The sequence below is a fragment of the Aciduricibacillus chroicocephali genome, from assembly GCF_030762805.1.
Taxonomy (GTDB): domain Bacteria; phylum Bacillota; class Bacilli; order Bacillales; family Amphibacillaceae; genus Aciduricibacillus; species Aciduricibacillus chroicocephali.
This window is the reverse complement of the sequence record NZ_CP129113.1, coordinates 2,464,783-2,490,500: the sequence shown is the minus strand read 5'-3', so window position 1 is coordinate 2,490,500 and position 25,718 is coordinate 2,464,783. Positions and strand designations below refer to the sequence as shown.

General features: G+C 44.0%; 28 protein-coding genes and 2 riboswitches. Of the genes, 20 read left to right on the top strand and 8 right to left on the bottom strand.

Features of this window, described 5'->3' with window-relative positions; genetic code table 11:
- Nucleotides 1–457: 457 nt before the first annotated feature.
- The 7 genes from QR721_RS12740 to QR721_RS12710 all read left to right on the top strand — a co-directional run bounded on the left by QR721_RS12740 (nt 458) and on the right by QR721_RS12710 (nt 6,670).
- Nucleotides 458–1,417 (top strand): GTPase, encoded by a 960-nt coding sequence (locus QR721_RS12740; protein ID WP_348029846.1) that lies wholly within the window; start codon nt 458–460, stop codon nt 1,415–1,417.
- 227 nt (nt 1,418–1,644) lie between these two features.
- Nucleotides 1,645–1,875, top strand: a complete 231-nt coding sequence (locus tag QR721_RS12735) for an NAD-dependent epimerase/dehydratase family protein (protein ID WP_348027562.1) — start codon at nt 1,645–1,647, stop codon at nt 1,873–1,875.
- Between the two features lie 42 nt (nt 1,876–1,917).
- Nucleotides 1,918–3,105 carry a Rossmann-fold NAD(P)-binding domain-containing protein gene (locus tag QR721_RS12730; RefSeq protein ID WP_348027560.1) on the top strand — a complete coding sequence of 396 codons (1,188 nt, stop codon included), beginning with the start codon at nt 1,918–1,920 and terminating at the stop codon, nt 3,103–3,105.
- A gap of 131 nt (nt 3,106–3,236) precedes the next feature.
- The gene (locus QR721_RS12725) at nt 3,237–4,817 is read left to right on the top strand and encodes a putative bifunctional diguanylate cyclase/phosphodiesterase (protein WP_348027558.1); all 1,581 of its coding nucleotides are present in this window, start codon (nt 3,237–3,239) and stop codon (nt 4,815–4,817) included.
- 58 nt (nt 4,818–4,875) lie between these two features.
- Nucleotides 4,876–4,983: riboswitch (TPP riboswitch) on the top strand.
- Between the two features lie 103 nt (nt 4,984–5,086).
- Nucleotides 5,087–5,704, top strand: coding sequence for a thiamine phosphate synthase (locus QR721_RS12720; protein ID WP_348027556.1), 618 nt, complete (start codon nt 5,087–5,089; stop codon nt 5,702–5,704).
- Entirely contained in the window at nt 5,701–5,904 is a 204-nt protein-coding gene (thiS, locus tag QR721_RS12715) for a sulfur carrier protein ThiS (RefSeq protein WP_348027554.1), read from the top strand. Before QR721_RS12720 ends, thiS begins: the two co-directional genes overlap by 4 nt.
- A 1-nt stretch (nt 5,905) precedes the next feature.
- Nucleotides 5,906–6,670, top strand: a complete 765-nt coding sequence (locus tag QR721_RS12710; protein WP_348027552.1) for a thiazole synthase — start codon at nt 5,906–5,908, stop codon at nt 6,668–6,670.
- 36 nt (nt 6,671–6,706) lie between these two features.
- On the opposite strand, the gene QR721_RS12705 is transcribed toward QR721_RS12710, so the two are convergent.
- Nucleotides 6,707–7,003: a hypothetical protein gene (locus QR721_RS12705; protein ID WP_348027550.1), complete on the bottom strand. Its 297-nt coding sequence runs from the start codon at nt 7,001–7,003 to the stop codon at nt 6,707–6,709.
- A gap of 424 nt (nt 7,004–7,427) precedes the next feature.
- Between QR721_RS12705 and QR721_RS12700 the strand changes: the two genes are divergently transcribed.
- Nucleotides 7,428–8,147 carry a GTP pyrophosphokinase gene (locus QR721_RS12700; RefSeq protein ID WP_348027549.1) on the top strand — a complete coding sequence of 240 codons (720 nt, stop codon included), beginning with the start codon at nt 7,428–7,430 and terminating at the stop codon, nt 8,145–8,147.
- 33 nt (nt 8,148–8,180) lie between these two features.
- The gene (locus QR721_RS12695; RefSeq protein WP_348027547.1) at nt 8,181–8,777 is read left to right on the top strand and encodes a TetR/AcrR family transcriptional regulator; all 597 of its coding nucleotides are present in this window, start codon (nt 8,181–8,183) and stop codon (nt 8,775–8,777) included.
- Between the two features lie 210 nt (nt 8,778–8,987).
- Here the strand turns inward: QR721_RS12695 and QR721_RS12690 are convergent, their stop codons facing one another.
- From QR721_RS12690 to dapA, 3 genes are all read right to left on the bottom strand, one after another.
- Entirely contained in the window at nt 8,988–9,671 is a 684-nt protein-coding gene (locus QR721_RS12690; RefSeq protein ID WP_348027545.1) for a DUF4956 domain-containing protein, read from the bottom strand.
- Complete coding sequence (locus QR721_RS12685; protein WP_348027543.1) at nt 9,640–10,446, bottom strand: polyphosphate polymerase domain-containing protein; 807 nt, start codon at nt 10,444–10,446, stop codon at nt 9,640–9,642. Before QR721_RS12685 ends, QR721_RS12690 begins: the two co-directional genes overlap by 32 nt.
- A gap of 396 nt (nt 10,447–10,842) precedes the next feature.
- Nucleotides 10,843–11,727 (bottom strand): 4-hydroxy-tetrahydrodipicolinate synthase, encoded by an 885-nt coding sequence (gene dapA / locus QR721_RS12680; protein WP_348027541.1) that lies wholly within the window; start codon nt 11,725–11,727, stop codon nt 10,843–10,845.
- 144 nt (nt 11,728–11,871) lie between these two features.
- Nucleotides 11,872–12,052: riboswitch (Lysine riboswitch) on the bottom strand.
- 189 nt (nt 12,053–12,241) lie between these two features.
- Here dapA and QR721_RS12675 point away from each other — a divergent pair.
- The gene (locus QR721_RS12675; RefSeq protein ID WP_348027539.1) at nt 12,242–13,672 is read left to right on the top strand and encodes an alkaline phosphatase; all 1,431 of its coding nucleotides are present in this window, start codon (nt 12,242–12,244) and stop codon (nt 13,670–13,672) included.
- A gap of 56 nt (nt 13,673–13,728) precedes the next feature.
- Here QR721_RS12675 and QR721_RS12670 read toward each other — a convergent pair whose 3' ends face one another.
- Complete coding sequence (locus QR721_RS12670) at nt 13,729–14,046, bottom strand: DUF2628 domain-containing protein (protein WP_348027537.1); 318 nt, start codon at nt 14,044–14,046, stop codon at nt 13,729–13,731.
- 114 nt (nt 14,047–14,160) lie between these two features.
- Between QR721_RS12670 and QR721_RS12665 the strand changes: the two genes are divergently transcribed.
- From QR721_RS12665 to QR721_RS12655, 3 genes are read left to right on the top strand one after another with little or no spacing between them, the layout of a single operon-like run.
- Nucleotides 14,161–14,748, top strand: a complete 588-nt coding sequence (locus tag QR721_RS12665; protein WP_348027536.1) for a DUF2628 domain-containing protein — start codon at nt 14,161–14,163, stop codon at nt 14,746–14,748.
- A 28-nt stretch (nt 14,749–14,776) separates the two neighbouring features.
- A complete protein-coding gene (locus tag QR721_RS12660) occupies nt 14,777–15,325 on the top strand; it encodes a hypothetical protein (RefSeq protein WP_348027534.1) in 549 nt (182 codons plus the stop codon).
- A 14-nt stretch (nt 15,326–15,339) separates the two neighbouring features.
- Nucleotides 15,340–15,915, top strand: a complete 576-nt coding sequence (locus QR721_RS12655) for a DUF2628 domain-containing protein (RefSeq protein ID WP_348027532.1) — start codon at nt 15,340–15,342, stop codon at nt 15,913–15,915.
- A 16-nt stretch (nt 15,916–15,931) separates the two neighbouring features.
- Here the strand turns inward: QR721_RS12655 and QR721_RS12650 are convergent, their stop codons facing one another.
- From QR721_RS12650 to QR721_RS12640, 3 genes are all read right to left on the bottom strand, one after another.
- Nucleotides 15,932–16,123: a hypothetical protein gene (locus tag QR721_RS12650; RefSeq protein ID WP_348027530.1), complete on the bottom strand. Its 192-nt coding sequence runs from the start codon at nt 16,121–16,123 to the stop codon at nt 15,932–15,934.
- A gap of 125 nt (nt 16,124–16,248) precedes the next feature.
- A complete protein-coding gene (locus tag QR721_RS12645) occupies nt 16,249–16,875 on the bottom strand; it encodes a metal-dependent hydrolase (protein WP_348027528.1) in 627 nt (208 codons plus the stop codon).
- 57 nt (nt 16,876–16,932) lie between these two features.
- Entirely contained in the window at nt 16,933–17,613 is a 681-nt protein-coding gene (locus QR721_RS12640; RefSeq protein WP_348027526.1) for a DUF421 domain-containing protein, read from the bottom strand.
- A gap of 260 nt (nt 17,614–17,873) precedes the next feature.
- Between QR721_RS12640 and brnQ the strand changes: the two genes are divergently transcribed.
- From brnQ to QR721_RS12605, 7 genes are all read left to right on the top strand, one after another.
- Nucleotides 17,874–19,220 (top strand): branched-chain amino acid transport system II carrier protein, encoded by a 1,347-nt coding sequence (brnQ, locus tag QR721_RS12635; RefSeq protein ID WP_348027524.1) that lies wholly within the window; start codon nt 17,874–17,876, stop codon nt 19,218–19,220.
- Between the two features lie 304 nt (nt 19,221–19,524).
- Complete coding sequence (locus tag QR721_RS12630) at nt 19,525–20,001, top strand: RDD family protein (protein ID WP_348027522.1); 477 nt, start codon at nt 19,525–19,527, stop codon at nt 19,999–20,001.
- Nucleotides 20,002–20,070: 69 nt separating this feature from the next.
- A complete protein-coding gene (sppA, locus tag QR721_RS12625; protein WP_348027520.1) occupies nt 20,071–21,063 on the top strand; it encodes a signal peptide peptidase SppA in 993 nt (330 codons plus the stop codon).
- Nucleotides 21,064–21,076: 13 nt separating this feature from the next.
- Entirely contained in the window at nt 21,077–21,559 is a 483-nt protein-coding gene (locus QR721_RS12620) for an RDD family protein (RefSeq protein ID WP_348027518.1), read from the top strand.
- 367 nt (nt 21,560–21,926) lie between these two features.
- The gene (locus QR721_RS12615; protein ID WP_348027516.1) at nt 21,927–22,604 is read left to right on the top strand and encodes a response regulator transcription factor; all 678 of its coding nucleotides are present in this window, start codon (nt 21,927–21,929) and stop codon (nt 22,602–22,604) included.
- Nucleotides 22,595–24,037: an ATP-binding protein gene (locus QR721_RS12610; protein WP_348027514.1), complete on the top strand. Its 1,443-nt coding sequence runs from the start codon at nt 22,595–22,597 to the stop codon at nt 24,035–24,037. Before QR721_RS12615 ends, QR721_RS12610 begins: the two co-directional genes overlap by 10 nt.
- A gap of 152 nt (nt 24,038–24,189) precedes the next feature.
- The gene (locus QR721_RS12605) at nt 24,190–25,536 is read left to right on the top strand and encodes a S1C family serine protease (RefSeq protein WP_348027512.1); all 1,347 of its coding nucleotides are present in this window, start codon (nt 24,190–24,192) and stop codon (nt 25,534–25,536) included.
- Nucleotides 25,537–25,718: the final 182 nt, after the last annotated feature.

The following is a 25,718-nucleotide window of genomic DNA, read 5'->3' as shown; positions in this document are numbered from 1 at the left end:
TAAAATCTTTCGTTCTTGTCCGGATGTTCATAGAGTACTAAGCGAGCATCCAATTTATGGGGTGTTTTTTGAAAAAAATCTCTAATTACAGAAAAAAGTTTCCAATTTTAAAAATTGATTATCCAAAGTAAACCCTATCTATCTATTGTGTAAGCGTATACAAATATAAATTATATTTTGCTAACCTTTCGCTTGAAAATATATAAAATTGAACATTACAGAATGGTACTGAAGATTTTTTTACTCTCTTTCATCTATTATTTGGGGAATTATCGGGTACGTTGTAAGATATGAGATAAGAGATCTAATCATCAGGAGGACTTTATATATGAAATGGTTTCGTGGAAGAAAAGACGATAATAGCAATGATCCTACAATAGAAGAGGCTGTAACGCCGGAAGAGCAGGAATTCCGTCAACAGTTGGATGAGGCAGTGGATGAGGTTTATGAAAAAGAGATGAAGAAGATCAACGACCAACTTGAGAAGGAGCTGCTTATAGCGCTTGTTGGTGAAGTGAACGCTGGCAAATCATCGACAATCAACCGGATTATTGGCAAAGAAGTTGCTAGTACGAATCCGCAGCCTGGAGAGACGGTAAGTGTGGATCCTTACAATATAGAAGGTCTTGAGAAGATCAAGTTCATGGATACACCAGGCCTCAACGATCCAAATGATGAGAACCCGCGCAAGACAATTGATTTTATTGATAAGGCTGATATCGTTCTGTTTTTCACAAATGCAGCGGGAACCGTCTTCTCTGATAGTGAGCGTGAGAAGTTCCAAGCAATTGAAAAGCATAACAAGAATATCCTTCTTGTCCTGAACAAGATTGATGCTGCAGAAGGGATTGATAGTCTTGTCCAGTTTATTAAGGAACAGACTGGCAGCAAATATGAAGTATTGCCGATTTCCTCACGCACAGGGGAAAACATGGACAAACTCAAAGCGAGTATTCTTTCCATTTTAAAAAAAAGAGGCAAGGACCTCCTTTTCGCGAAAAGCATGAAAGATAAATCGCAGACTGCGAATCGCTGGATAGCGGGAGCGGGCGTGTCAGCCGGAGGTATTGGTGCATTGCCAATTCCAGGTTCGGATATGATTCCACTCACGGCGCTGCAAGTTGGACTCATTCTAAAGCTGGCTGCTTTATATGATAAGCCAATGTCCAAGGATACTGCGAAAGAGCTCATCATCGTTACGACAACTCGGACAATCGGACAGACCGTTTACCGACAAATAATAAAGCTTGTTCCTGGAGCAGGGTCAATTGCAGGAGGTATAGTGGCGTCTTCACTCACTCTTGCACTCGGTTATGGTGTGAAGCACGCTTTTGAAAACAACATTCCAATTAGCTTCGATTATATTATTGAACAGTTCAAAAAGCTGAAGAACCGCAAAAACTTTAAAAAAGAGTAGTTCCAAGAAAAGCGCAGGCTCTGATTGCCTGCGCTTTTTTAAGTCAAAACTGCGTGCCTGCACAAGAAAGGCAATTACTCACAAAAAAACGATTGTCACTTGCACATAGGCAGCCCGAACTCGCAAAAGACAAGTTCACTGCACTCGGATTCCTCTAGCATTAACGATGAAGGTTAAAGAACATCTCGGTTAGGGAACCTCAAAATAAAAAGAAAAGAGGCGCTTATATGGAAGAAAATCGTAGACCTGTTGTCGCACTGTCTGGAGCGAGCGGATACATTGGGAGCAATCTTCTCGAGAAAATACAAGAGTATGCTGATGTTATTGCGCTCTCGAGGAGCGGCGGGCGCTTCAAGAATAAGGAGCATGTGCAATGGCGTGCCTGTGATTTGTTCTCCCTTCCCGAGACAAAGGCTGGACTGAGAGGAGCGGATATCGCCGTTTATCTAGTTCATTAGATGATGCCGTCGGCGAAGCTTACTCAAGGTTCTTTTCAGGACATGGATGTAATTCTCGCTGATAACTTTGCGAGAGCGGCGAAGGAAAATGGTGTGAAGAAAATCATCTATTTGACAGGAATCATACCTGAACATGAAAAGCTGTCGCGCCATTTAGAGAGCAGGCTGGAAGTGGAAGAGATACTTGGTTCATATGGGACGCCGGTGACTGCAATTCGCTCAGGCCTAATTGTTGGTCCAAAAGGATCTTCCTTCCCGATTTTGTCCAAGCTTGTAAAACGTCTCCCGGTCATGCTTCTGCCAAAATGGGCACAGACACCCGCCCAGCCGACTGCGCTGCCGGATGTTATTCAAGCACTTGATGAGGCGATCAGACAGGAGGATTTGACGGGAAGAATCATTGAAGTAGGCGGGCCTGAGGTCATGGCTTATCGTGACATGATGAAACAGACTGCTGAGCTGCTGGGCCGGAATCCGAAGATGTTCGACCTTCCTGTCATGACGCCTAAGCTCTCGCGCTTGTGGGTTACACTCATTACAGGTGCGCCGAAGATTATGGTTTACCCGCTTATCGAGAGTCTGCCACACAATATGATAGTTGGGGGAAAATATAATATAGAAGGAATCAGTATCGGCAAGCAAACTTTCCGTGAGGCGGCAAAGAAAGCACTCGATGCTGAGAAAGGTGGTAAGAACGGTAAGAAACCACGTCTTGAATTGCCAAATTCTCCTGATGATGTTCGTTCAGTTCAGCGTATTGTCATGCCACATGGGTGTGATGCGCTCTGGATTTCCCGTTACTATGTCCAGTGGATTGGCCGTGTAGGAGCCCCGCTGCTCAGTACTCATATTGATGATGAAGGACGCTGTACTGTTTCCTTTGCTTTATTCAAAAAACCTCTCTTAGAAATGACCTATTCGAAAGTGGATAGTACAGAGGATCGCGCGCTTTATTATATTACCGGTGGACTGCTGGCCAAAGAAAGCGAGAACAAGAAAGGCCGTTTGGAATTCCGGCGTATTCCGGGTAAAGAAGAGGCAATTGTCGCTATACATGACTATCTTCCCTCTTTACCGTGGTTCTTCTATCATTATACCCAGGCGAAAATCCACCTTCTCGTCATGGCGGCGTTCCGTATACATGTAAAAAGACTTACAAAAAAAGAAGTGTTTGCTGGTAAAAAAGCCAAGAGCCAAATGGAATTTCCGATTGCCAATATTGGGAAATAATAATATGATGAGTTTGTACGATATGAAGAATAATGTCGTACAAACTCTTTTTTTGCCATAATATCGAACAACAGTCTTACCGATATATAGGTTAGAGAATAAAAAAATACAGCATAGCGGAGGACAAGGGGATGAAATGGTTTTATAACAACATACTAGGCCAATTGACTTCCTTCATCATAGGGGTCATTGTTGTGCCGAATATTCTGGAAGAGATTGTAATGGCAGTTTTCCAATTCAATTTTGATAGTGATATTTGGTATGAAATATTGGACACTTCAATCATGCTCATCGTGGGCATTCCTTTCATGTGGTGGCTACTGAAAAAGATGGATACGTATGTGGAAGAAATGGAGCGACTCGTCATCCAAAGGCGTGAAATTAACGATGAGCTCATGGAAAAAAATAATGAGCTGACCCATTTAGCATATTACGACCAGCTGACGGGCTTGCCTAACCGACGAAAAATGCATATAGATATACAAGAACGCATTACAAAAATGACGCGTCTCGGCTCTCCGAAGAAGCTAGCTGTCATATTGTTTGATCTTGATCGATTTCAACAGATTAATGACATAATGGGGCATGCAATTGGAGATAAAGTGCTATGCTGTGCAGCTGAACGACTGAAGGAAAGACTTCCTGATAATTATCAAGTGTACAGACATATGACAGATGAATTTGTTGTTTTGGCGGAAATAGACGACATACCAGATGCAACGATGCATAAGAAACCATTCATGGATATTTTTAAGGAATCCTACAACATTGATGAAGAAGAAATTTTTGTTACTGTAAGCGCTGGGGTGTCCTTGTTCCCGGATCAAAGCGATGATTCTGAAACTCTGCTCAGACAGGCAGACCAGGCTCTTTCGGCTGCGAAGGCAAATGGAGGGGACCAATATCAGCTATTTGATCCTGAACTTGCTGCAGCTTCTGCACGCAAATTGAAGCTAGAGAACGGATTAAGAAGAGCGGCGGAAAGAAATGAGTTTGTCCTTCATTACCAGCCACAGGTTGAACTGGAGAGTGGAAGAATTATTGGGGTGGAAGCGCTTGCGAGATGGGTGCATCCAGAATTGGGGCTGATCTCACCTTATGAATTTATCCCGATTGCTGAGGAAACTGGGGAAATCATCTCGCTTGGCAGATGGGTTGTCAAAACAGCATGTAAACAGCTTCGTGAATGGCAGGATCAAGGACACCATTTAGTCATGGCAATCAATGTTTCACCAATCCAGATGAAAAGGCTGAAGTTTCCCGGGTTTGTCGCTTCAGAATTAAAGAAGAATGGACTCAGTCCTGAAGCCTTGGAAATTGAAGTGACTGAGTCACTTATGCAGAACTTGGATGAGTCTAAAAGAATATTCAATGACTTGAAAGAGCTCGGAGTCAAGATATCCATTGATGATTTTGGTACAGGCTATTCATCACTTAGCGTTCTTGGCGCAATGCCGATTGACCACTTGAAGATTGATCAGGCTTTTGTCCGTTTCATGGATACTAATCCCAAGCTTCGCCCGATTGTAAAGACAATCATCCAGCTTGGTGAGAATCTAGGTGTAGAACTCATTGCCGAGGGGATTGAGGAACAGCATATTGCTGAAGAGCTTACAGCATACGGATGCCGTTATGGCCAAGGATATTTGTATAGCCGTCCGGTTCCTCCAGAAGAAATTGTGAGAATGATCGAGCAAGAACACGCTGTTTAAAATGTTGTTTTCAGAAAAGTATGATATAATGAAGCTGAGAACTACATAATAAATTGAATGAAATCACTAGGGGTGCCTGAAAAGGCTGAGACCGGGACGAATTGTTCTGGAACTCTTTGAACCTGAACTGGATGATGCCAGCGGAGGAAAGTGGTGCAATGATGAGAACTATGTGCTGGGCAACTCTGCCTTCTGCACTTCTTTGAGCCACTATCCGAGGTTAGCCCCGGGTAGTGGCTTTTTAATATTTGTGGATGGGAGGTCAGATTATGCTCGAACTGCATACGATCTCAACGGGAAAACAATGTCCAGAAAAACTGGAAAGCATAGCTATAGCAGTAGCTCCCCAAGTTGATTGGATTCATATAAGGGAAAGGAATTGGTCCTCCTATATGGCAGCGGAGATAATTTTGCGACTTCGCGAATCCGGCATATCACAGAGTAAACTCGTGTACAATGGTACGCCATCTGATGAAATATGTGAATACGCTGGAGGTATCCATCTTCCTGAGCATAAGATGACGTTGCTCCCTGACATCCAAGCCCGCTGCAAACAGCTTGTAATCGGCTGCTCTGTCCATTCTGTTAAAGCAGCTAGAGAGGCGGAAGCACTCGGAGCGGACCGGCTGATTTTTGGACATGTTTTTGAGACAGAATCCAAGCCGGGGCTTAAACCGCGGGGACTGGAGCAGTTGGAAAGTGTCTGCCAAGCTGTTACAGTACCGGTCATTGCGATTGGTGGAATTAAGCTGGAAAATGTTCAACGAGTAATCGAATGTGGTGCATCAGGGATAGCCGTACTTTCAGGCATCATGGGAGCAGAAAAACCAGTTCAGGCTGCGATTTCATATCGAAATCATTTGGAAAAGAGGGGGCAACTGATTTGACATTGATTATTAACGGAAATCAAGTCGAAGTACCGAAACATATAGCGACAATAGAACAGCTGGCAGTTCACTTGGACATATCCAATCCTCATATGATCGTAGAGCACAATGGGAATATCCTTGTAAAGTCTGCCCATGCCTCAGCGAGACTGGCAGATGGGGATAAAATAGAGATGGTGCAATTTGTAGGAGGCGGTTGAGATGCTTCAGATTAACGGAAAAGAATTCAACTCCAGGCTGTTGCTTGGAACGGGGAAATATGCAACCTCGGAGATTCAGCGGGAAGCAGTCGAAGTATCTGAATCAGAAATCCTTACATTTGCAGTTCGGAGACTTGATATTAACAATCCGGATGAACAGAACTTTCTTGAAGGACTTGATTTGGAAAAAGTGAGCTTGCTGCCGAACACTTCAGGTGCAAAGACTGCTGAGGAAGCAATTAGAATTGCCAAGCTTGCACGTGCTTCAGGAATTTGCGATATGATCAAGGTCGAAATCATCGGCTGCCCGCATACACTGTTGCCCAATCCTGTCGAGACACTAAAAGCAACGGAAGAACTGGTGAAAGAAGGTTTCACCGTTTTGCCGTACACTTCTGATGATGTTGTCCTTGCCCGCTTACTTGAAGAAGCCGGAGCCCATGCCGTCATGCCTGGAGCAGCACCGATTGGTTCAGGTCTTGGCATTGTGAATCCGGTCAACCTTGAGCATATTATCAATCAGGCGAATGTGCCGATTATTGTTGATGCAGGTATTGGTTCTCCAGCAGATGCAGCCTATGCTATGGAACTCGGTGCTGACGCAGTGCTTCTGAACACGGCTGTTTCCGCAGCGGGAAATCCGGTGAAAATGGCAAAGGCCATGCAGCTCGCCATTGAAGCTGGCCGTCTAGGTTATGAAGCAGGCAGAATACAGAAGCAGCATGGTGCAACAGCAAGCAGTCCGACCGACCATATAAGTTTATAAGAAAAGGCTGTTTCCTTCTCGGGAGACAGCCTTTTCTTATGTTGCGGTACGACGCTTTTTCGCTTGTTTCTTTTTAATAGCGATAATTGTTGTTTTTAAGGAAGCATAGGTGCCGACAGCCGCCGTACTATAAAACCCACCCATGAAAATGCCTGCCCAAATATGCCCACGGTGACTAATGAAGATCGATATAGCAAAGCCAAGCACAGAAGCAATAGTTGGATAATACTTGCTAGGGATAGGGAAAATCTTGAAACATTGCGTCAATATGACGATTACAGGAACGGCAATCATCCCATCCCAAATATTCGTATGAATGATTGGAAACTCCACGATTCAGCCTCCTCATACTTATCATCTGTAATTCGGCAAATATTATAAATGCAAAACGGAAAGAAAATAATTGAAAAAGAAAAACATCTGAGTTGCTCATGTAAAAGAGAATTCAGATGTCTTTATTTGTAAGAGGCTAGCAGAAAGACACTAATTTTCATATAAAAACTTTGCTTAACGAGTAATGTTATAAAGAAATCACAATTATCGAGAAATTATGCTTGATTTCGTGACATAGTGTCACATATAATGATGAAAGTGTGACGAGATGTCATATTGGAAGCGATAACCATGTAAAAAATGGAACCAATATTAAATTAGAGAAAATATTTGGTAAATCCTCCTTGATATATGACACAGTGTCATATATAATAAATTTGAAGTGACGGGGTGTCACATTCTGATGAGGAAGGAGATTTCTCAAATGACACAAGATATTCCAACACAATTAAAAGAAATCAAACCATTAAAAACAGAACTATCAAAATTCATGATGTGCTATAAATTTGCACTGAAAGAGATTGAAACAAAGATCAATCAGCTTGAACAAGAGCTCGAATATGTAAACGAATACAATCCTGTAAAGCAGGTTGTTACACGGGTAAAGTCTCCGCAGAGTATTCTGCGCAAGGTGAACAGCAAGGGAATTCCATTCTCGTTGGATGTGATTCGTGAAGAAATCCATGATATTGCCGGTGTGAGAATTACATGTCTATTTACGGATGATATTTATGAAATTAGCCGTAAGCTGCTTATGCAGAAAGACATTAAGGTAGTGGATTACAAGAATTATATTAAATATCCGAAGCAAAATGGATACCGCAGTCTGCATCTGATCATCCAGGTACCAGTCCTCATGTCTGATGGGATTGAATATGTGAATGTCGAGGTGCAGATCCGTACTGTCGCCATGGACTATTGGGCAAGCTTGGAGCATAAACTCTACAACAAATACAACAAAGAAATCCCATTCCATATTGCATTGGAATTGCGTGAAGCAGCTCATTCAGCAGCAGTGCTTGATGAGAAAATGGAGCGTTTGCGACTTGAAATGGAAGAATCCGATGAAATAAGCGGAACAGAAGCAGACCTTCTCGAACTTTGGATCAGCAACGATAAGTTCCAGCTGCCATCTTCGTTTTAATGCATGGGGTGAGCCGATAGGAGAAATCAGTTAATGCCAAAACCGACATTTTTCAACCTTGCCGAAAGCAAAAGGGACAAACTCATGGAAGCCATACATACGGAATTTTCGCGTGTGCCGCTTAATGAGGCTTCCATCTCGAATATTGTCAAGGAGGCTGACATTGCAAGGGGAAGCTTCTATCAGTACTTTTCTGGAAAAGAAGATGCTTTTCTTTATATGCTAGAGCAGTTCGCCATGGATTCGAAGGATGTGTTTCTTGAGCTGACAAAAGAAGCGGATGGCAATCTGATTGCGGGGCTTAATGCTTTCTTCCGTCGTTTCCTGGAAGATATTGATGGCATCGACTTTATTCGAAACACGTTTCACAACATGAATCTGCAGACTGAAGAAGTGATTCAGAAGATCTTCAAAGATGAAGTGGAAGAGTTGAGGTTTGAAGACGTCCGGTCTTGTGTTGGGGGCAAATATGCCAAGCTTTCAAGTGAGGAATTTTACTACATTATGGACATCATGCTTGGTGTAACAGTACATAATATTTTACATAAATTCGGTAACAGGCTTGAAATTGATACTGCTTGTGAACACTATAGAAGAGAGCTCGAACTACTGGAGCATCTCGTTAAATAATATAAGAGGGGATGTTAACAGGGCATCTCCTCTTATTTGTTTGAAAACGATTATTTCGCTTTGCATATTTGTTTGAACATGGTATAGTGTTGGTAATGAATTTTAGTAATTAGCCAAAGTAAGCAAGCGCTTACATTTCTCTGGATGAAGGAGCCCGTGTTCAGCGATTTGGGCATCAGCTTGCACACAGGCTCTCATCTGGTTCTGCGATTAGTCTTTCTTATCTCCTAGATAAGATAATGAGACTTTTAGGTTCGCATTGCGTTCACGAATGGCATCAAGCAGTTCACGATCTTTCGTATCGGCTTTTGCTCGGATAGCGAATGTATACATAATCATTGTTCCAAGATTCGTCGTTTCAACCTGACGGATGGCATACGAAAGTGTATGGGCATCAAGAATGTCATCGAACAAGTTTTCATGGTTCAAGTTCTCTGGGACTTGTACTTTAAGGATTTGTGTATCTTTACCTTTACCATAATTGAATTTATAAAGAATATAGAAGATCAAGCTAGCGAATAGAGTAAGTACGATTGCAAGTTCGAACTGGTAAAGGCCTGCTGTCATACCGACACATAGGCCGAAGAAGATATAGGCAATGTCCTTGGCATCTGTTACAGCACTGCGGAAACGTATTAGGCTAAAGACCGCGAAGAGACCGAATGCTACGCCTGCATTATCACTGACGACGTTCATGACTACAGATACAATGACACTCATCATGATGATTGTATGTACGAATGATTGGGAGTAACGTTCACCTGTAAATGTGATTTGATATACTTTCGTAATGATAATGCTGAGTACTGTGGCGAGCGCCATAGCGGCAAGGCTCATCCATACAGTTGAGACTACTGTTCCATTAGATGTAAACAAGTTGCTGATCTGCTCCATTTTCTTTTCCTCCAATAGTTGTAGATTCTTTTACGACGTTGTTCTTGATTACTGGTTGTGAAGCAATTTCACCCGATAGAAGCTCTGTGCTCGTGCAGAATTTAGACGCGCTGCGTTGTTCACAATCGAGTTCCTGAAGGATACGTGTAAGCCATAGCGGCACACTGTGCTCCACTTTTACTTCGAGTACGACGAGATTCGGATCGATGAAATTGTCGCCATAAGGACCATGTTCAAGTAATAGGTCATGTTTGCGACAACGCAGATCGAAGTCGAATGTCAGCCTCAGATCGGCATTGTCTGCACCATGCAGGGCATGACGTTTGTAACTGACGACCATTTCAGGTTCCAAGTCATAGAGTTTTCTGAAGTAGTGAATCTCTTTAAGTACTTGATTGTTGGAAGTCTCATAATTAGATAGATCCGGGTTGGGATCTTCGAGATAGCGGTAAACTTCCTTTAGCGGGGCAAGCAGCCTGCGCTTATTTACAATTTTCTTATGCTTCTGTTTCACTTCAAAAAATGCTGTGCTTTCCTCTGTGGCATCATCATAGACACGCAGACGGAGCTTCTGGCGATATTGGAGCTTGTTCTTCGTTTCGAAATAGATTGTCTTCTCATTATTGTCGAAATACAAGCTTGTCACGGTATATCTACCGTTGACGCCATTCTTGTCGGAGCGCATTCTGTCTCCAAAGCGTTTCAATAACCCTTCATACTGCTCAATGGTGATCAAATACTTCTGTTCTTTGCGTTGAAAGATCTCGAGTGCCACCTGAGCCCACCTCCTTGATTTTTACTTTGAAATAAATACGGATGATTGCTGACAGTTTTCCGGACTGTCTTTTTTGTGTTGCCATGCAAAGACTTTATACATTTCATGTTTGGTTTTTAATTTTTGAGGGTATATTAACAAAATATTAATAATTTCTTAAAGAAATCTTAAAAAAGAATAAAAGTTTCCCTCAAAAATTAATTAAATTGCACTCACACAAAAAAGTAGTCTAATAAAAAGATAGTTCCTTTAACCAATAATTGTCAAGGGTATTATTGGAATTTTGCTGAATTTTGTAAAATAATTATAAATTTTGTATGGAAATAGTTACATTTTCCATTAAAAATAAAAACAACCAGGTACCTTATAAGGTACCTGGTTGTTTTGTTTTCTTGATTAGCCTGCTTCTTCAAAGCGAATGCCGAGGATATGGCGAAGTTCCATTTCTTCTTCTTCAGTAAGTGGAAGCATTGGCAGGCGGACACCGCCAACAGTAATGCCTTTCATATTCAATGCTGCCTTTACAGGTGAAGGGCTGGGCTGTGCGAACATAGCTTTCATTAGCGGACGCAAGTTGCCGTGCATGGCAGCTGCTTCTTCATGACGACCTTCATGGAAAGCACGGATCATCTGTTGCATTTCATTGCCCAAAATATGAGCAGACACGGATACAACGCCGACACCGCCAAGCGCAAGAACAGGCAATGTAAGCCCGTCATCACCACTGTACAATTTGAAATCATCTGGTGTGCCACTGATGATCTGAGTCATTGCATCAAGGTCTCCGCTTGCTTCTTTGACGCATACGATGTTCTCTACTTCTGCTAGACGGATAATCGTCTCAGGCAGCATATTGACTGCTGTTCGTCCTGGAATGTTATAGAGCATGACTGGCAGTTTCGTAGATTCAGCAACTGTCTTGTAATGCTGGTACAGTCCTTCCTGGGAAGGCTTGTTGTAGTAAGGGTTTACGAGCATGATGCCGTCAACACCAGCAGCTTCTGCCGCCTGTGTCAGATGGATGGATCCCTTTGTGCTGTTCGTTCCTGTGCCGGCAATGACTGGAACGCGTCCAGCCGCAGCTTCAACAACGAATTTAAATAGCTCGATTTTCTCATCTGTTTCAAGTGTCGCACTTTCACCAGTTGTACCGGCTACGACAAGACCGTCTGTACCATTTGCAATTAGGTGGTTAACCAAATTGCGTGTTGCAGTGTAATCAATTTCCTCATTCTGATCGAATGGCGTAACCATCGCTGTTAAAATTTGTCCAAAACTCATCACTTCACACCTCTGTTTCTTATTATTCGGAAGGTGATCAGATACCTTAGTGCTGGTGCTGAAACACACGCTCACTTATATAACGCAAAATGCAGCAGCGGGCGGCTGCTGCATAGAAACATTGTAAATTCAAGACGTTTCCGTGCGTAAGGTAGCCCTCCATATAGTCGCCTACATGACAGTTCTGCACTTGTTCAATGCAGCCCCAGCGAAAAAAGCACACAGGATCATTTCTCGCTTCGGCAACTGTCCCTTTCCCCGCCAATCATCGGAGCCCATTCTCCTTATGCCGGATACTGATGGCAGCTGCGCCTCTATCCATACTTCTAAATCATTTCAATAGATAATTCAATTTGTGTCCACTATAGCAAAGAAAACGGGCAGTTACAAGGGATTCCGGGAGATTCTAATGATTTCTTCCAAAATTGTAAATAAGACTTTGAACTCGGTTGTCACTCTGTTAACAATCAGTTGCTAATCTTGACTTGTAACAAATTATGAAAGGGGAATGTTCATGCGTAAATCTTTCAAAAAAGCAGGGGTTCTTGCACTTGTCGGAACAGCAGCAGCAGTAACTTATGCAGCACCTCCATCAGAGAGCTGGTCAAATGGGGTAGCAGAGGCGAAACAACTGGATGACAATCGGAGTAAAGGAAATGGCAAGCAGCCTAAAAACGTTATCCTGTTGATTGGCGATGGCATGGGTCCAACACAAGTCTCGGCAGCTTCTTATTTGAAAGGTGACGGATTCGGCACAGAAGATTTAACGATGAACACTTTTAAAAATATCGGATTCGCACGCACGTTTTCACATGATAATACAGTGACAGACTCTGCAGCAGCAGCTACAGCCTTCTCATCCAGCCACAAAACAGATAACAATGTGATCGGCCTGGCACCTGAAAAAGAAAAACATGAGGAGGACGAGGATCATTTCGAAGTGGCGACGGTTCTGGAGGAAGCAGAGGACAGAGGTAAGGCAACAGGGCTCGTTACAACGACGCGGATTACACATGCGACACCAGCCGCATTCGCTTCACATATTGATCATCGCGACAAAGAAAATGAAATTGCCGTGCAAATGCTGAAGGAACATGAAGTCGACGTCTTGCTCGGAGGTGGGAAAGGACAATTCCTGCCTAAGAGTGAAGGCGGCAAGCGGGAAGATGGATTGAACCTGCTAAAGGATGCGGAAAAGAGAGGCTACACAATTGCTGAAGATGCGAAGGGACTTGAAAAAGCGAAGGAAGGCAAGCTGCTCGGACTCTTCAATACAAGTCATATGAATTATGAGTTGGACCGCGATCTTACAAAAGAGCCAAGCCTTGCTGAAATGACAGAAAAAGCAATTGATGTCGTATCTAAGGAAAAGGAAGGATTCTTCCTAATGGTGGAAGGTGGACGAATCGACCACGCGGCCCATGTGAATTATCCTGCTTCGACTATGAGAGAGACACTCGCTTTTGATGATGCTGTCAAAGTGGCGAAAGAGTTCGCCGAACGCAACAAAGATACGCTAGTGATCGTATCGGCCGACCATGAGACCGGCGGCATGTCGATCGGTGCTGGCGGTACATACGGATTCAACAAAGATATAATTCGCAATGTCACACGTTCCGCTGAATACATGGGCAAACAGGTGAACAAGGAGAAGACAAATATTCCTGAAGTGATGGAGAAATTCGCTGGCATTAAAGATTTGAAAGAGGAAGAGATTAAGAGAATTGCTGATGAGAAATCCGCAGCAGATGGTATCGCTAAAGTAATTAGCAACCGTGCGCTTATCGGCTGGACAACGACAGGACATACAGGTGTCGATGTACCGGTATACGCTTTTGGACCACAAGCGGATAAATTGACAGGAACAATTGATAATACGAAGATTGCTGAAGTGATTTCTGAAGCTGTAAAAGGAAAGCAACAAGGTAAGCCTGTTAAAAAGTAATGAACGAAAATAAAAAAGGAACCAGTCCAATTCCAATGGGCAGGTTCCTTTTTTATTTAGCTGGCGATACGTGAGATGATTTCACGATCTTCTAGTAGCTTTCGTGATTTTTCATCTGCTGGTTCATAACCTTTTTTAAGCAAATTCTTTGTATAAATTTTATTATAAGAAATGGCAAAAACAAGACTGGTCACCCAACCGCCAATCCCTACAGTGAAAAAGCCAACACTTAAAGTAACAATGAAAATGATTGCCGCCCATTTCAGATCGCCACGGATTAATGCCGGGAAAAAGCCAAAGAAGAATGTCGTCCAACTAAAGCCGACTTTCACTTCTTTGACAAAATTATCTTTATTTCTCAAGATTGCCTTCATGCTATACACTCCCTTAATTGAATTTTTTTGGAAAAGGTTCCTTTCCATCATAACATTAGTATAATTAAACAGATATCCCCTTAATCTAAATCTTTAGAGAGGAGCGGAGTAAGGATGTACTGTGAAGAATGTGGAGTTGAGCTATTGGAGCAAGCGAAATTCTGTCCGAAATGTGGAGAGGCGGTCGGAGTAAACGAGCAAGCGCCGATTGAGGAGATTTCAGCAAGTGCTGAAAGTGTACATACGTCTGAGCATGGAAAGCAGTTTTATTTTGTACGCTCCAATCAGGAGTATTATTTCAATAAGTGGAAGAAGGAAAACAGCTGGAACTGGGTTGCCTTTTTCTTCGCTCCTTTTTGGCTTGGATACAGGAAAATGTATAAGCTGATATTCATATTATTTGGAATCTATATTTTATTCGATATTATGATGCTTCGGATATCCGGTTTTAATGAGGATTCTTTAAACAACGCACTTGGCATGGGTGCAGCGATTTTCTTCGGGTTACGAGGGAATGATTTGTATCGAAAGCATATGAAACGAAAAATATCTGAAATAGAAGCTGTGACAGAACCTGGAAGCAATCAACTGAGAAAAATTGAAGCTGCAGGTGGAACGAATGCTTTTGGAATTCTTTATGCATTTTTAATATTAATTGCTTATTTTGCAATAGTTGAAGTGATGACGGGATTTACTTTTTGAAGTATCTATTTAAGGAGGCGGCTGTCCGTTGAATTTCATAGCTTGGGCAATTGTTGCTTGTGAAATCGGCTTCTGGGTATTCATTCTTGGAGGACTCGTCGCCCGGTATATTTTTGGGATGAAGCGTGCGGGGCTCGTTTTGTTGGCGATGACTCCGGTTCTTGATCTCATTCTATTAATTGTGACAGGGATCGATATCTATCAGGGGGCGACTCCAACGATTGCGCATTCGATTGCTCCATTGTACATTGCTATTTCCGTTGTGTACGGGAAGGACATGATTCGTTGGGCTGATGAGCGTTTCCGATACTATATTAAGAGGGAAGGAGAGCGGCCGATTAAGCGTACAGGATATACGTATGCACGTCATTCCATGAAAAGTTCGCTGAAGCATGTGCTGGCATATTGCATCGGGGCTCTGCTCCTGTTTATTATGGTCTGGATTGTCGGGAATTCAGAGAAAAGCGCAGATCTGTTTGCGACGCTTAAAGTTTGGGGAATCATAGTAATAATTGACAATGCCATTTCCGTTTCGTATTTCATCTGGCCAAAGGCTGGAAAGAAGGAAGGGCATTGAGGAGCGGATGCAGCATGAATTACTGTCCGAATTGCGGACGAATGACGATTGAGGGGGCAAATTTCTGCCCTTTCTGTGGTGAGAATCTCAGTGAATATGCGGGACAACTCGAAGATATGCAGGCAGGTAAACAAGTCCCGAAGCAGGCTCCTGAGCAGGCTCATCTTCTGCTCTTTCTAGAGAAGAATGAGAATTACTATCTCAAGAATTGGCAGAAGAGAAATAGCTGGAACTGGGCGGCGTTTTTTGTGGCACCATTTTGGCTTGGCTACCGGAAAATGTATCGCAATCTGTTGCTTGTCTTTGGGGTCCTGATCGTTGCTGATGCCATTCTTATGATGGTGTTCGGACATCTACCTGGCATTCCAGACATTCTCGCCGGCTTAGCGACAGCAATTTTCTTCGGATGGAGGGGGAATACACTATACAAACATCATGCGGAGCGTCAGATTTCCTGCATTTTGAACAAGACATATGATGAACGTGCCCGCACTGAAGAAATCTGTGAAGTCGGAGGGACATCGGACAGTGGGATTTTCTATGGATTGCTCGTCCTTCTCGGATATCTGATTTTCTTTGCATATACATAAAAAATCAAGCCACACGTCAATCGAGGCTTGATTTTTGGCTATATGATAATTGTTCCACTTCCCATAGCGTAGTGCTTGTCAAGTGGCTGTTTAATTGATTGGCGAGTAACTGTGCGTCTGAATACGAGGCAAACACCTTTTTGAACGGACTGCTTGAGTCTTTAAGCATTTCTGTCATCTTGCCTCTGGTGCGTGTGAGTACGAACATAAATCCTCACTCCCCGCTTTGCATTCAGCTCTTCTTGTGGAGCTGTAACCCATTATCTCATAGGGAAATTGGCAAAGATAGGGGATATATGCCTATTTTTGGCGGTTTTTTTGAACAATGTCCAGTCAGAAGCTCTTTTTGCTCAGCGGGAGAAAGAGCTTAATCCCCTTTTTATTCCCAGGTACCCATCTCATATCAGCGAGCAGATGGCTGGCATAACCGAATGAACAAGCGAAAAAGAGGTCATTCATGTTCATATCACGGGAAAAGAGCCAGGCAATGCAGGCAAATGTACCAAGTCCGAGCAAGCTGTGGGTATAGGTGCGATGAGATAGAAAACTGGCGATAAGTACATAGGCTCCAAATAGCGTTAGCCAGATTTTACTTATAAATAGTCCGGCAGCGATGATGAGCATACCGGTGATAGATAGCATGAAGCGTTTCGAGATCCACTGAGCTGTACCGATTAGAGCTACACCAAGGCCAATTCCTTGCCACATTTCGATTTGCAGTACATGGGTAAGCGTCAAGTAGATGATAAGACAGCCGGCAACTGTCGTAATAGTTTTTAAAAACTGGTGGGGCAAAGTCATTCTATTTGTCAGTTTGCCATTGATGTCAAGATCCGGAACGAGCGCGGACAGGCTGCCTGCGCTGATGAGCAGAACTGTTTCGAATGGACTGGCGGCGGAAGTCTCAGCAATCGCAAACCCGACACCGAAACCAATAGCACTATGAGCAAAACCGTTCATCGGAGCAGCCTCCTTTTTGCTGATTATAGCACGTTTCCTGTTAACAGGTGGAGCTGTTCAACTGGAAGTATATCGAATTGCGTAGAGACTATTCTCTGCCCAGTCCGCAAAAATGACTTCTCCGATGCTTTGGATATTCTGTTTGTAAAGCTGCTGATGAAGCCATGCTTCATCTTTGCCAAGCTCTTCAAGATTCTTCGGAATGAGGATTCCATCCCGAATTAAAGCGAGAGGCAGCTCGGCTTTTTTAAATGGCATGGAGAAGTCTTGCTGTACCGTTTTTTGATATGTCGGCTTCTTCATGATGCTGAGAGATCCATTCGGTTCCAGGAAGCAATAGGCGACTTCTCTAATGGAGAATGTTTCGCTCTGACGAAGCATGCTTTGCAGCTGACTCAAGTTCATGCGGCAACTTTTGAGTGTGGAGAAATTGACCACACCATCCTCAATGAGCATCGAAGGTTCCCCTTCTGCGAACCGTCTGAACTTTGTTAAATGCATTGCCACCCACTCGATGACAAATAGGATCACACCCCAGAAAAGGATTGCAAATGCAATCTGGAATACCGATACTCCTTTATTGTAAGTGGCATCACCGATAAGTTCGCTCAATACGATAGCCGAGATGAAATGGAAAGGCGTAATCTGTTTGATCATTTTCTTGCCAACTATATGAACAAGGAAGAATAATAGAATGAATCCGGTAAGGAGTTTAATTGTAATAAAAGCATATTCCAACATCATATCCCCCTTTTAATGACCTTCCTATTATCTCCATGATCGCCGTTTTCCACACTATTAGATTACAAGTTTTTCTATGATTGATTAAAATGATTATTTAAAATTTACTTACTATTTGTAACTGCATTGACCCTCTCCAAGACGTTGTGTACTATATGAATTAAGAAAAAATTCAATCACAAATCAAGTATTCTACAAGTCCGTTTTTCCATGTCAAAAACGGACTTTTTTATTTAGAGAAGGAGAGAATATACATCATGAAAAAAAGGGATACCCTTTTCATCGGTTTCATGCTGTTTTCCATGTTCTTCGGAGCAGGTAACCTAATATTCCCGCCGATGCTTGGTGCACAGGCAGGGACTTCGTTCTGGCCGGCGATTATAGGTTTTATTACAACCGGAGTTGGCCTTCCTTTTGCTGTCTTATTCGCAATTTCACTCGTTGAGGGTGGCATTCGGACAATAGGCAGCCGTGTACATCCTAAGTTTGCCACGATATTCATTGTACTCGTTTATCTTTGCATTGGGCCGCTCCTTGCAATCCCGCGTAATGCAACGGTCGCTTTTGAGATGGCGGCGGCACCCTTTATCAAAAATCCGGCTCATATGACGCTTGGACTCGGGATTTTCACCTTTGTGTTCTTTACTCTCGTATTTCTTATTGCGCTTAAGCCGGAGAAGATGGACAAGTATATGGGGCGCTGGATGGCCCCGGCATTGCTTGGCGTCATGATTATTCTTTGTGTGGTGGCCCTTACGCATCTTGGTGCGCCAACACAGGCTCCTGATCAAGCTTACAGTTCAGGTGCTTATTTTGCCGGTTTCCTTGATGGCTATAATACGATGGATGCCCTTGCTGCCCTTGCGTTCGGCATTGTTATCTTAACAGCAATCCAGGATAAAGGTGTAGAGTCCAAAAAGCAGTTGCGCATCAATATGATTCTGGCCAGCCTCGTTGCTGGTGTGCTTCTTTCATTCGTTTATATTTTCCTTGGCATGAGCGGTGCGCGAATGGGAGCGGCGGGTGAATTCGCAGCAGGGACTTCACTACTCTCGGCAATGGCACAGACGTTGTTCGGTCCTGCTGGGAAGATCATTCTCGGGCTCATGTTCCTTATGGCTTGCCTCACATCGGTAGCCGGGCTTGTCTCGGCATGCGGCCAATATTTCTCGAAATTAATCTCTTGGGCGAGTCATAAACAGGTCGCTTTTGGTGTTTCCTTGATCGGTTTCCTGCTTGCCAATATGGGACTTGCACAAATTTTGAAAGTATCTGTGCCATTCCTTGTAACGGCATATCCAATTACAATCATGCTTGTCGTCCTAACATTCTGCAGCGGCTTGTTCCGTAATATGCGTATTGCTTATGCGACGACAATTCTATTCACTGGCGTATTTGCACTGCTTGGCGGTTTGCATGCTGCAGGTCTTAATCTTGGAATCTTTGATACGATTCGTGAAGCGATGCCCCTCTCCTCCTATGGTTTGGAATGGGTGCTTCCTGGACTAATCGGACTTGCGGCAGGTGCTATTTTCGGTCTGATGATTCCTCGAGAAATGGAAGAGCATACTGCTGAACGAGTTTCGGCTGAAGATGCGGTCTAGTATTAGTCTGATTCAGTCTTATTACTGGAAAAGGCTGAATTCTTGGCAATAGTGTTAGAATCCAACGGAAAAGTGTTACAAAAAACTTATAGAACAGTAGAATAAACGAAGAAAACAGCAGAATCCCAACTTAACCGGGAACAAAGGGACGTCTTCTCAATAAAGAGAAGACGTCCCTTTGTTTTATTTATAGGTAAACGAGATAATGAAAATTCTAGAATGAATTGAATTAACAGGAATATTCTGTTATAACGGAGGTAATGGGATGTGTGTGTTAGTATTCTGCTAAAAGGAGGAGAAACATATGGTAACTTACAAACCAGCAGGATTTTGGATACGCCTTCTAGCTGCATTTCTGGATGGGATCTTCAGTAATGTACTCGCTGCAATTGTTACAGCTATTATTGGCGAAAAACAGATGTTGATAGGTGAACTTGTTGATCCTACCGGTGAACCGATAGGGTTACCGTTAACTAGCTTTTCTGTATCTTTGCTATATGCTATTATCTTCATCATTATCTTCACAGCTACTCATTTCAGAGGGTCACCTGGTAAACTCATTTGCCGTATTCAAGTACTGAATAAGGATATGACTCAGATTGGCATCGGCAAGTCAATTGGTCGATATTTCGCACAGATTTTGTCGGCCATTCCACTTATGATCGGTTATATGATCGCAGGCTGGAATCGAGAGAAGAAAGCTTTGCATGATATGATTTGCGGCACACGAGTCGTTTACAGAGATGAAAAGAAGGAAGAAGAACCGGTTCTATACGAATAAGTTATGGAATGCCTGTCATTCTTGAATTCAAGAGTGGCAGGTTTTTTAGAGAGGGGAGTATTCATACATATGAGCAAAAAACGTTGGGCTGCATTGGGAATTGCTTTCCTGCTTCTAATTGTTTCCCTTATATCTCAGGCTACTGTATCAATGGCTACGAACTGGGATGAAATGGTGGCAGGCTGGAACAGTGAATACACTGAAGAAGTCATTAAGGAAGGCTCTCTGAACAAGAGGATTGCTGTCGTTCCGCTCGAAGGAGTCATTCAGGATGATGGAGAAGGAAGTATCCTTTCCTCCAGTGGCTACAATCATAAGCGCCTGCTGAAGTATCTGGATGCAGCAGCAGAGGATGACACAGTCGGAGGTATCATCATGCGGGTCAATACACCAGGGGGCGGAGTAATGGAGAGCGCGGAAGTGCATGACAAGGTTGTCGATATCCAGAAGAAGCATAAGAAGCCAGTCTATGTTTCGATGGGAAATACAGCAGCATCAGGCGGTTACTACGTATCAGCTCCAGCTGAGAAAATCGTCGCCCACCCTTCCACGCTTACAGGATCAATCGGTGTCATTATGCAAACTATGGACTACTCGAAACTGGCAGATGATCTAGGAATTGACTTCAATACAATTAAGAGCGGCAAGTATAAAGATATTCTGTCTCCAACACGCAAGATGACAAATGATGAGCGGGATCTTTTGCAGACAATAATTGACCAGATGTACGGAGAGTTCGTCAAGGTCATAGTCGATGGCCGCGGCATGTCCGAGAGCAAGGTGCGCAAGCTTGGTGATGGAAGGGTTTACACGGGTCTCCAAGCTAAGAAAAATGGTCTCGTTGATGAGCTCGGTTCATTGGACGACACAATCGCGCTTATGAAAAAGGATCACAAGATGAAGGGCGCTGAAGTCTTCCAGTACGATGGCAGCGGATTCCTTGGTTCATGGGCGGGCGTGACGATGCAGAAAGCATTCGGTGCCGAGCGTGATTTCTTCGGCATCCGGGAAATTTTGAATAAATCCAAAACACCGCGTGCGATGTATCTGTATACGGAATAAGGGAGGTGCTGGCATGTCAGAAGAAGTGATTCAATATACGGTTGCGCCGGCTCCCCCGGAACCCCCGCGTGTTCCAGTGCGGTATGCTGGTTTTTGGATACGGTTCTGGGCGTATGTGACCGATCTGATCATTGTAGGCGCGATCAACGGGATTATCCTGCTGCCATTCATTCCGAATGGAGGCAGAGAATTTACGATTGGCTTTTGGACATTGACAGGTGTCATTTCGACCATCGTACTTTACTTGTATTTTCTGCTAATGACGAAGTTTAGCAGTCAGACGCTTGGGAAGATGATTTTTGGTATAAAAGTAATCCGTAAAGACGGTAATTTGCCTAGTTGGAGCGACCTTGTTTTTCGTGAAATTGTTGGCCGTTTCCTTCATAGAGTACTTGTTGTTACGAATCTGCTTTATATTGTTGTTGGATTCGCTGAACGGAAAAAAGGCATACACGATATGATTGCGGACACACGTGTCATTCATACAAATAAGTGATTAGTAAAGCAGGCTGAGACAGTGAGGCGCTTGCGCCACAGTGGCTCAGTGCTTGCCCACAGGTATAGAAAGACACTGAGAAAGCGACTGAAAAGGTAGCTTGAACAGATGTCGCAATTATGCCCTTGGGTGAAAGCGAGCATTCTTTTCGCAGCGGCGGCTTACCCTAAAATACTTTTGAGAATTTATAGTCGAAAACGAAAAACCCGAACTGGGGCAATTTTATCTTTGCCCCAGTTCGGGTTTTCTAGAGGCTAAAACACTTCTATCTCAACCTCGCTTTCCTTTTTAAGAGCCTTATGCTGACACGAGCCTGACACGAAGCTATGCTACAATGGCAGAAAAAGAGTCTGTGGGAGGTGTCCGGATGAGTGGGAAAGTCATGATTGTGGAAGATGAGATGGCGATTAGCCAAGTACTGCGTGTGTATTTGGAAAAGGCGGGTTATGAAACGGTTCTTGTGGCAGATGGAGCAAGAGCACTACCGACTTTTTATGAAGAGAATCCGGACCTTGTACTGCTGGACGTCATGTTGCCGCATCGTGATGGTTGGGCAATTCTTGAGGATATTCGGGCGGAAGGACAGTGCCCTGTCATTATGCTGACGGCACTTGGCGATGTGGAATACAGAGTGGACGGTCTTTCACAGGGGGCAGATGATTATATAGCGAAGCCTTTTGAAGCGGTGGAAGTCGTGGCACGTGTACAAGCCGTACTCAGACGTAGTGCCATTGAAGATAAAGATCTAAAGACATTCGGCAGTTTGCAAGTAGATTTTGCCGCACGGCGGATTTCACTGGGAGGGCGTGAAATTGAGCTGACACCACGGGATATGTCATTGCTCCTTTTCCTCGCCGAGAATCCTAACCGCGCCTTCACTAGGGACGAGCTCATTGAACATGTATGGGGCTGGGACTATGACGGAAGCGACCGTGCAGTCGACCTCTCTGTAAAACGAATTCGCCAGGCTCTTGAAGACTGGCCGCAAGAAGAAGGGGAAATCAAAACAATGCGCGGATTGGGGTATCAGCTTTCATGTTCTTGAAGAGAAGTAAGAAACGCATCCCGATTCAGCGATACTGGACATCCCGCTATTTGATTACGCTTGTTTTTGGGCTTTCCTGTATAGCGATCATCTCGGCAATCTGGGTACGCCATAATACATTGCAGCATCGACTCGATATGATGGTTTTCATGTCTCATGAAATTGCCGGCCGTTTCACTGGTGAGGACAGTAGTCTTACAACAGAGAAGGGCAAGACACAAAGCCTTCCGACACGAGACCAACTCCTGGATATGTCAGGTGATCCGCTTATTTATATTTCCGACATGAATGGCAATGTCCTATCTGCAAACCGTGCTCCTCACAACTATGAGAAGGACCTTCCTATATCCATACTTCAAGACAAGGAATCGGTCCATAAGGTCAGGGTAGGTAAGCCGCGACGTTCTTTATATGTTGCCAAGGCGCCAATTGAGATTGAAGAGAATGTTGTCGGCTGGGTCGTTGTAGCAGAGACGAAAAATGAGCTTGTAAAAGTCCACCATGAGTATCGCCAGCTCGGACTGATGATTGTCAGTCTCGCATTGCTTGGTTGGGCAGCAATTTATATTTTATCGAAACGTCTTTCGCGACCGATTAAGCGTGTTTCAAAGGCGGCTAGGCAAATACAGGCAGGCGATTATAAAATTATTTTGCCAGAAGACATGCGTGAAGAGGAAGTGTACGATCTGGTCATTTCGTTCAAAGAAATGTCTCAGCAGCTGCAACGCCTAGAAGCATTGCGGACAGAGTTGCTTGCTGGGGTTACCCATGAGTTGAAGACACCGATTACATCAATTAGTGGGCTTTTGCAAGCACTCAATGACAAGGTCGTTAGTGGTGAAGAAGCCGATCAGTTCCTGGAGATCTGCTTGAAAGAAACAGAGAAGATGAAGCATATGGTTGGCGATCTTCTCGACTTCAACGCTTTTGCTTCCAATGCAGTTGCAGTGAATAAAGCGATCTACTCCATGAAGCAGCTGGCCGGAGACTTTGTTCGTGAATGGAACATTACACATGAAGGAACCGGGGTGAAAATGGAATTAGAGATCCACGGAAGAAGCAGCGACGATGATTTGTTAGTAGATGCCGATGCGATGCGTTTCCATCAGATTATGACGAACCTCGCTAACAATGCAGTGCATGCAATGGACGGTGAAGGGAAAGTGACTGCGACCATCCGCCGGGAGTCTGGAACAATTTCTGTTACAGTACGCGACACAGGAACGGGGATTCCAGATGAAGAGCAGGAACTGATTTTCGAACGGTTCTACCGCGGGGAGAACAAGAAATACAAAATTGGCGGCCTCGGACTCGGACTTCCATACAGCAAGATGATGGCACAGGCGATGGGGGGAGACCTCCAGCTCGTTGGAAGCAGTGAGGAAGGGACAATTTTCCGCCTTGATTTGCCGACAGTGCGCAATATTGGGTGAAGGGAAGGCATCTGAAGAAGGTGCCTTTTTCTTTTTGGACATCATGAGAAAACGAAAACAATATCCTTTTTTCAAAACTCTTTTTGCCTGACATACTCCTGACACATTCGCTTTGTAAGATAAACTTATCAAACAAGACGAGGGTGAAACAGATGGGCAGTGAAAATGATTTCTATGAAAACAAATCGCAGCCGGGCGGGCAGGAGGGAGAAACGGTCGGCGGGCGATCTGATATAGATGAAAATAAGCATTTTGACAGCACAGCAGTTTCCAATGAGAAGGCCAGAGAAGACAAAGGGACTCATGAACAGGATGAACTGATTGTGCAACCGCACCCTGGTAAAAGAAAAGGGAAAGGCCGCTTAAAGCAATGGCTGACTCCTCTTGCGGCTAGTGTAATCGGTTCAGTCATTACCCTGACGGCAGCACCATATGTAAGCGATGCTTATGAGGGGAATCTGCACAATAGTACAGAGCAGAATCAAGTGGAGACATCAAATGTAGATACGAAACCCCTCTCGGCAGATGGGCAATCTGTTTCCGATATGGTCGAGCAAGCCTCCAAGGCAATCGTTGGTGTTGTCAACTATCAGCAAAAGCAGGAATTTGGCCAGTCCTCTCTTGAGAAGTCCGGAACAGGATCCGGTGTTGTTTACAAAATCAAAGGCGGCTATACGTACATCGTGACGAACAATCACGTCGTGGAAGATGCGGATAAATTGGAAGTTTCTCTCCAAGACGGCAAGACAGTCAAAGCCAATCTCGTTGGCCGGGATCCGCTTACAGACATCGCTATGATTAAAGTAAAGTCAAAAGGAACTGACCTGAAGACGATTGCTTTTGGCGACTCTGACAAGGTACGTGCAGGAGACCAAGTGTGGGCAATTGGGAACCCGCTCGGCCTCGAGCTATCGCGCACAGTAACAGAAGGCATCATCAGCGCTGCGGACCGCTCGATTCCAGTCAGCACATCAGCTGGCAAATGGACGATGGATGTTATTCAAACTGATGCGGCGATCAGCCCGGGGAATAGTGGTGGTGCCCTAATTGGCACAAGTGGTCAGGTGATTGGCATCAACAGCATGAAGATTTCCGATAGCGGATCGGAAGGCCTCGGCTTTGCAATCCCAAGTAATCAAGTGAAAACGATTGTCGATCAATTGATGAAAGATGGTCAGATTACAAGACCATATCTAGGAATTGCAGTTGCAAGCCTCGATGATATTCCTGGAACGTACCTTGAACAAGCTGGTATCGATGAAAATGCTAAAGGCGTAGTCGCAGTAAATGTTGAACCAAGTTCTCCAGCAGGCAAGGCTGGAATTGAACAAGGTGACCTGATCCAGTCAATTGGCAACAAAAAAATCAGCAGTGAGGCTGAATTGAGAAAAGTTTTATATGAACATAGCAGCGGAGATAAAGTAAAAATTCGCTATGAGCATAATGGAAAAGGAAAAACAGCAACCGTAACCCTTTCACATACGGGGAAGAACCAGTAATAAAAAAAGCCCTGCGTACTGTCGGCACGGCTTCCCCTGGCCGTGCCGACAGACTGAAACCAAATTTTACCCCTTGCAGATTTGCCTCATCTGCCCCTGATGATGGCATTACCCAAACAGAACCGACAATTCTGTTTGGGATTTTTTATGTATTCGGCAAAACATCCTGTTGTCGAAGCGTG

What these genes read in the sequence shown, in the direction of transcription:
- QR721_RS12740 (WP_348029846.1), top strand. Translation starts at nt 458, where the DNA reads ATGAAGAAGATCAACGACCAACTTGAGAAGGAGCTGCTTATAGCGCTT.
- QR721_RS12735 (WP_348027562.1), top strand. Translation starts at nt 1,645, where the DNA reads ATGGAAGAAAATCGTAGACCTGTTGTCGCACTGTCTGGAGCGAGCGGA.
- QR721_RS12730 (WP_348027560.1), top strand. Translation starts at nt 1,918, where the DNA reads ATGGATGTAATTCTCGCTGATAACTTTGCGAGAGCGGCGAAGGAAAAT.
- QR721_RS12725 (WP_348027558.1), top strand. Translation starts at nt 3,237, where the DNA reads ATGAAATGGTTTTATAACAACATACTAGGCCAATTGACTTCCTTCATC.
- QR721_RS12720 (WP_348027556.1), top strand. Translation starts at nt 5,087, where the DNA reads ATGCTCGAACTGCATACGATCTCAACGGGAAAACAATGTCCAGAAAAA.
- QR721_RS12710 (WP_348027552.1), top strand. Translation starts at nt 5,906, where the DNA reads ATGCTTCAGATTAACGGAAAAGAATTCAACTCCAGGCTGTTGCTTGGA.
- QR721_RS12700 (WP_348027549.1), top strand. Translation starts at nt 7,428, where the DNA reads ATGACACAAGATATTCCAACACAATTAAAAGAAATCAAACCATTAAAA.
- QR721_RS12695 (WP_348027547.1), top strand. Translation starts at nt 8,181, where the DNA reads ATGCCAAAACCGACATTTTTCAACCTTGCCGAAAGCAAAAGGGACAAA.
- QR721_RS12690 (WP_348027545.1), bottom strand. Translation starts at nt 9,671, where the DNA reads ATGGAGCAGATCAGCAACTTGTTTACATCTAATGGAACAGTAGTCTCA.
- dapA (WP_348027541.1), bottom strand. Translation starts at nt 11,727, where the DNA reads ATGAGTTTTGGACAAATTTTAACAGCGATGGTTACGCCATTCGATCAG.
- QR721_RS12675 (WP_348027539.1), top strand. Translation starts at nt 12,242, where the DNA reads ATGCGTAAATCTTTCAAAAAAGCAGGGGTTCTTGCACTTGTCGGAACA.
- QR721_RS12670 (WP_348027537.1), bottom strand. Translation starts at nt 14,046, where the DNA reads ATGAAGGCAATCTTGAGAAATAAAGATAATTTTGTCAAAGAAGTGAAA.
- QR721_RS12665 (WP_348027536.1), top strand. Translation starts at nt 14,161, where the DNA reads ATGTACTGTGAAGAATGTGGAGTTGAGCTATTGGAGCAAGCGAAATTC.
- QR721_RS12655 (WP_348027532.1), top strand. Translation starts at nt 15,340, where the DNA reads ATGAATTACTGTCCGAATTGCGGACGAATGACGATTGAGGGGGCAAAT.
- QR721_RS12650 (WP_348027530.1), bottom strand. Translation starts at nt 16,123, where the DNA reads ATGTTCGTACTCACACGCACCAGAGGCAAGATGACAGAAATGCTTAAA.
- QR721_RS12645 (WP_348027528.1), bottom strand. Translation starts at nt 16,875, where the DNA reads ATGAACGGTTTTGCTCATAGTGCTATTGGTTTCGGTGTCGGGTTTGCG.
- brnQ (WP_348027524.1), top strand. Translation starts at nt 17,874, where the DNA reads ATGAAAAAAAGGGATACCCTTTTCATCGGTTTCATGCTGTTTTCCATG.
- QR721_RS12630 (WP_348027522.1), top strand. Translation starts at nt 19,525, where the DNA reads ATGGTAACTTACAAACCAGCAGGATTTTGGATACGCCTTCTAGCTGCA.
- sppA (WP_348027520.1), top strand. Translation starts at nt 20,071, where the DNA reads ATGAGCAAAAAACGTTGGGCTGCATTGGGAATTGCTTTCCTGCTTCTA.
- QR721_RS12620 (WP_348027518.1), top strand. Translation starts at nt 21,077, where the DNA reads ATGTCAGAAGAAGTGATTCAATATACGGTTGCGCCGGCTCCCCCGGAA.
- QR721_RS12615 (WP_348027516.1), top strand. Translation starts at nt 21,927, where the DNA reads ATGAGTGGGAAAGTCATGATTGTGGAAGATGAGATGGCGATTAGCCAA.
- QR721_RS12610 (WP_348027514.1), top strand. Translation starts at nt 22,595, where the DNA reads ATGTTCTTGAAGAGAAGTAAGAAACGCATCCCGATTCAGCGATACTGG.
- QR721_RS12605 (WP_348027512.1), top strand. Translation starts at nt 24,190, where the DNA reads ATGGGCAGTGAAAATGATTTCTATGAAAACAAATCGCAGCCGGGCGGG.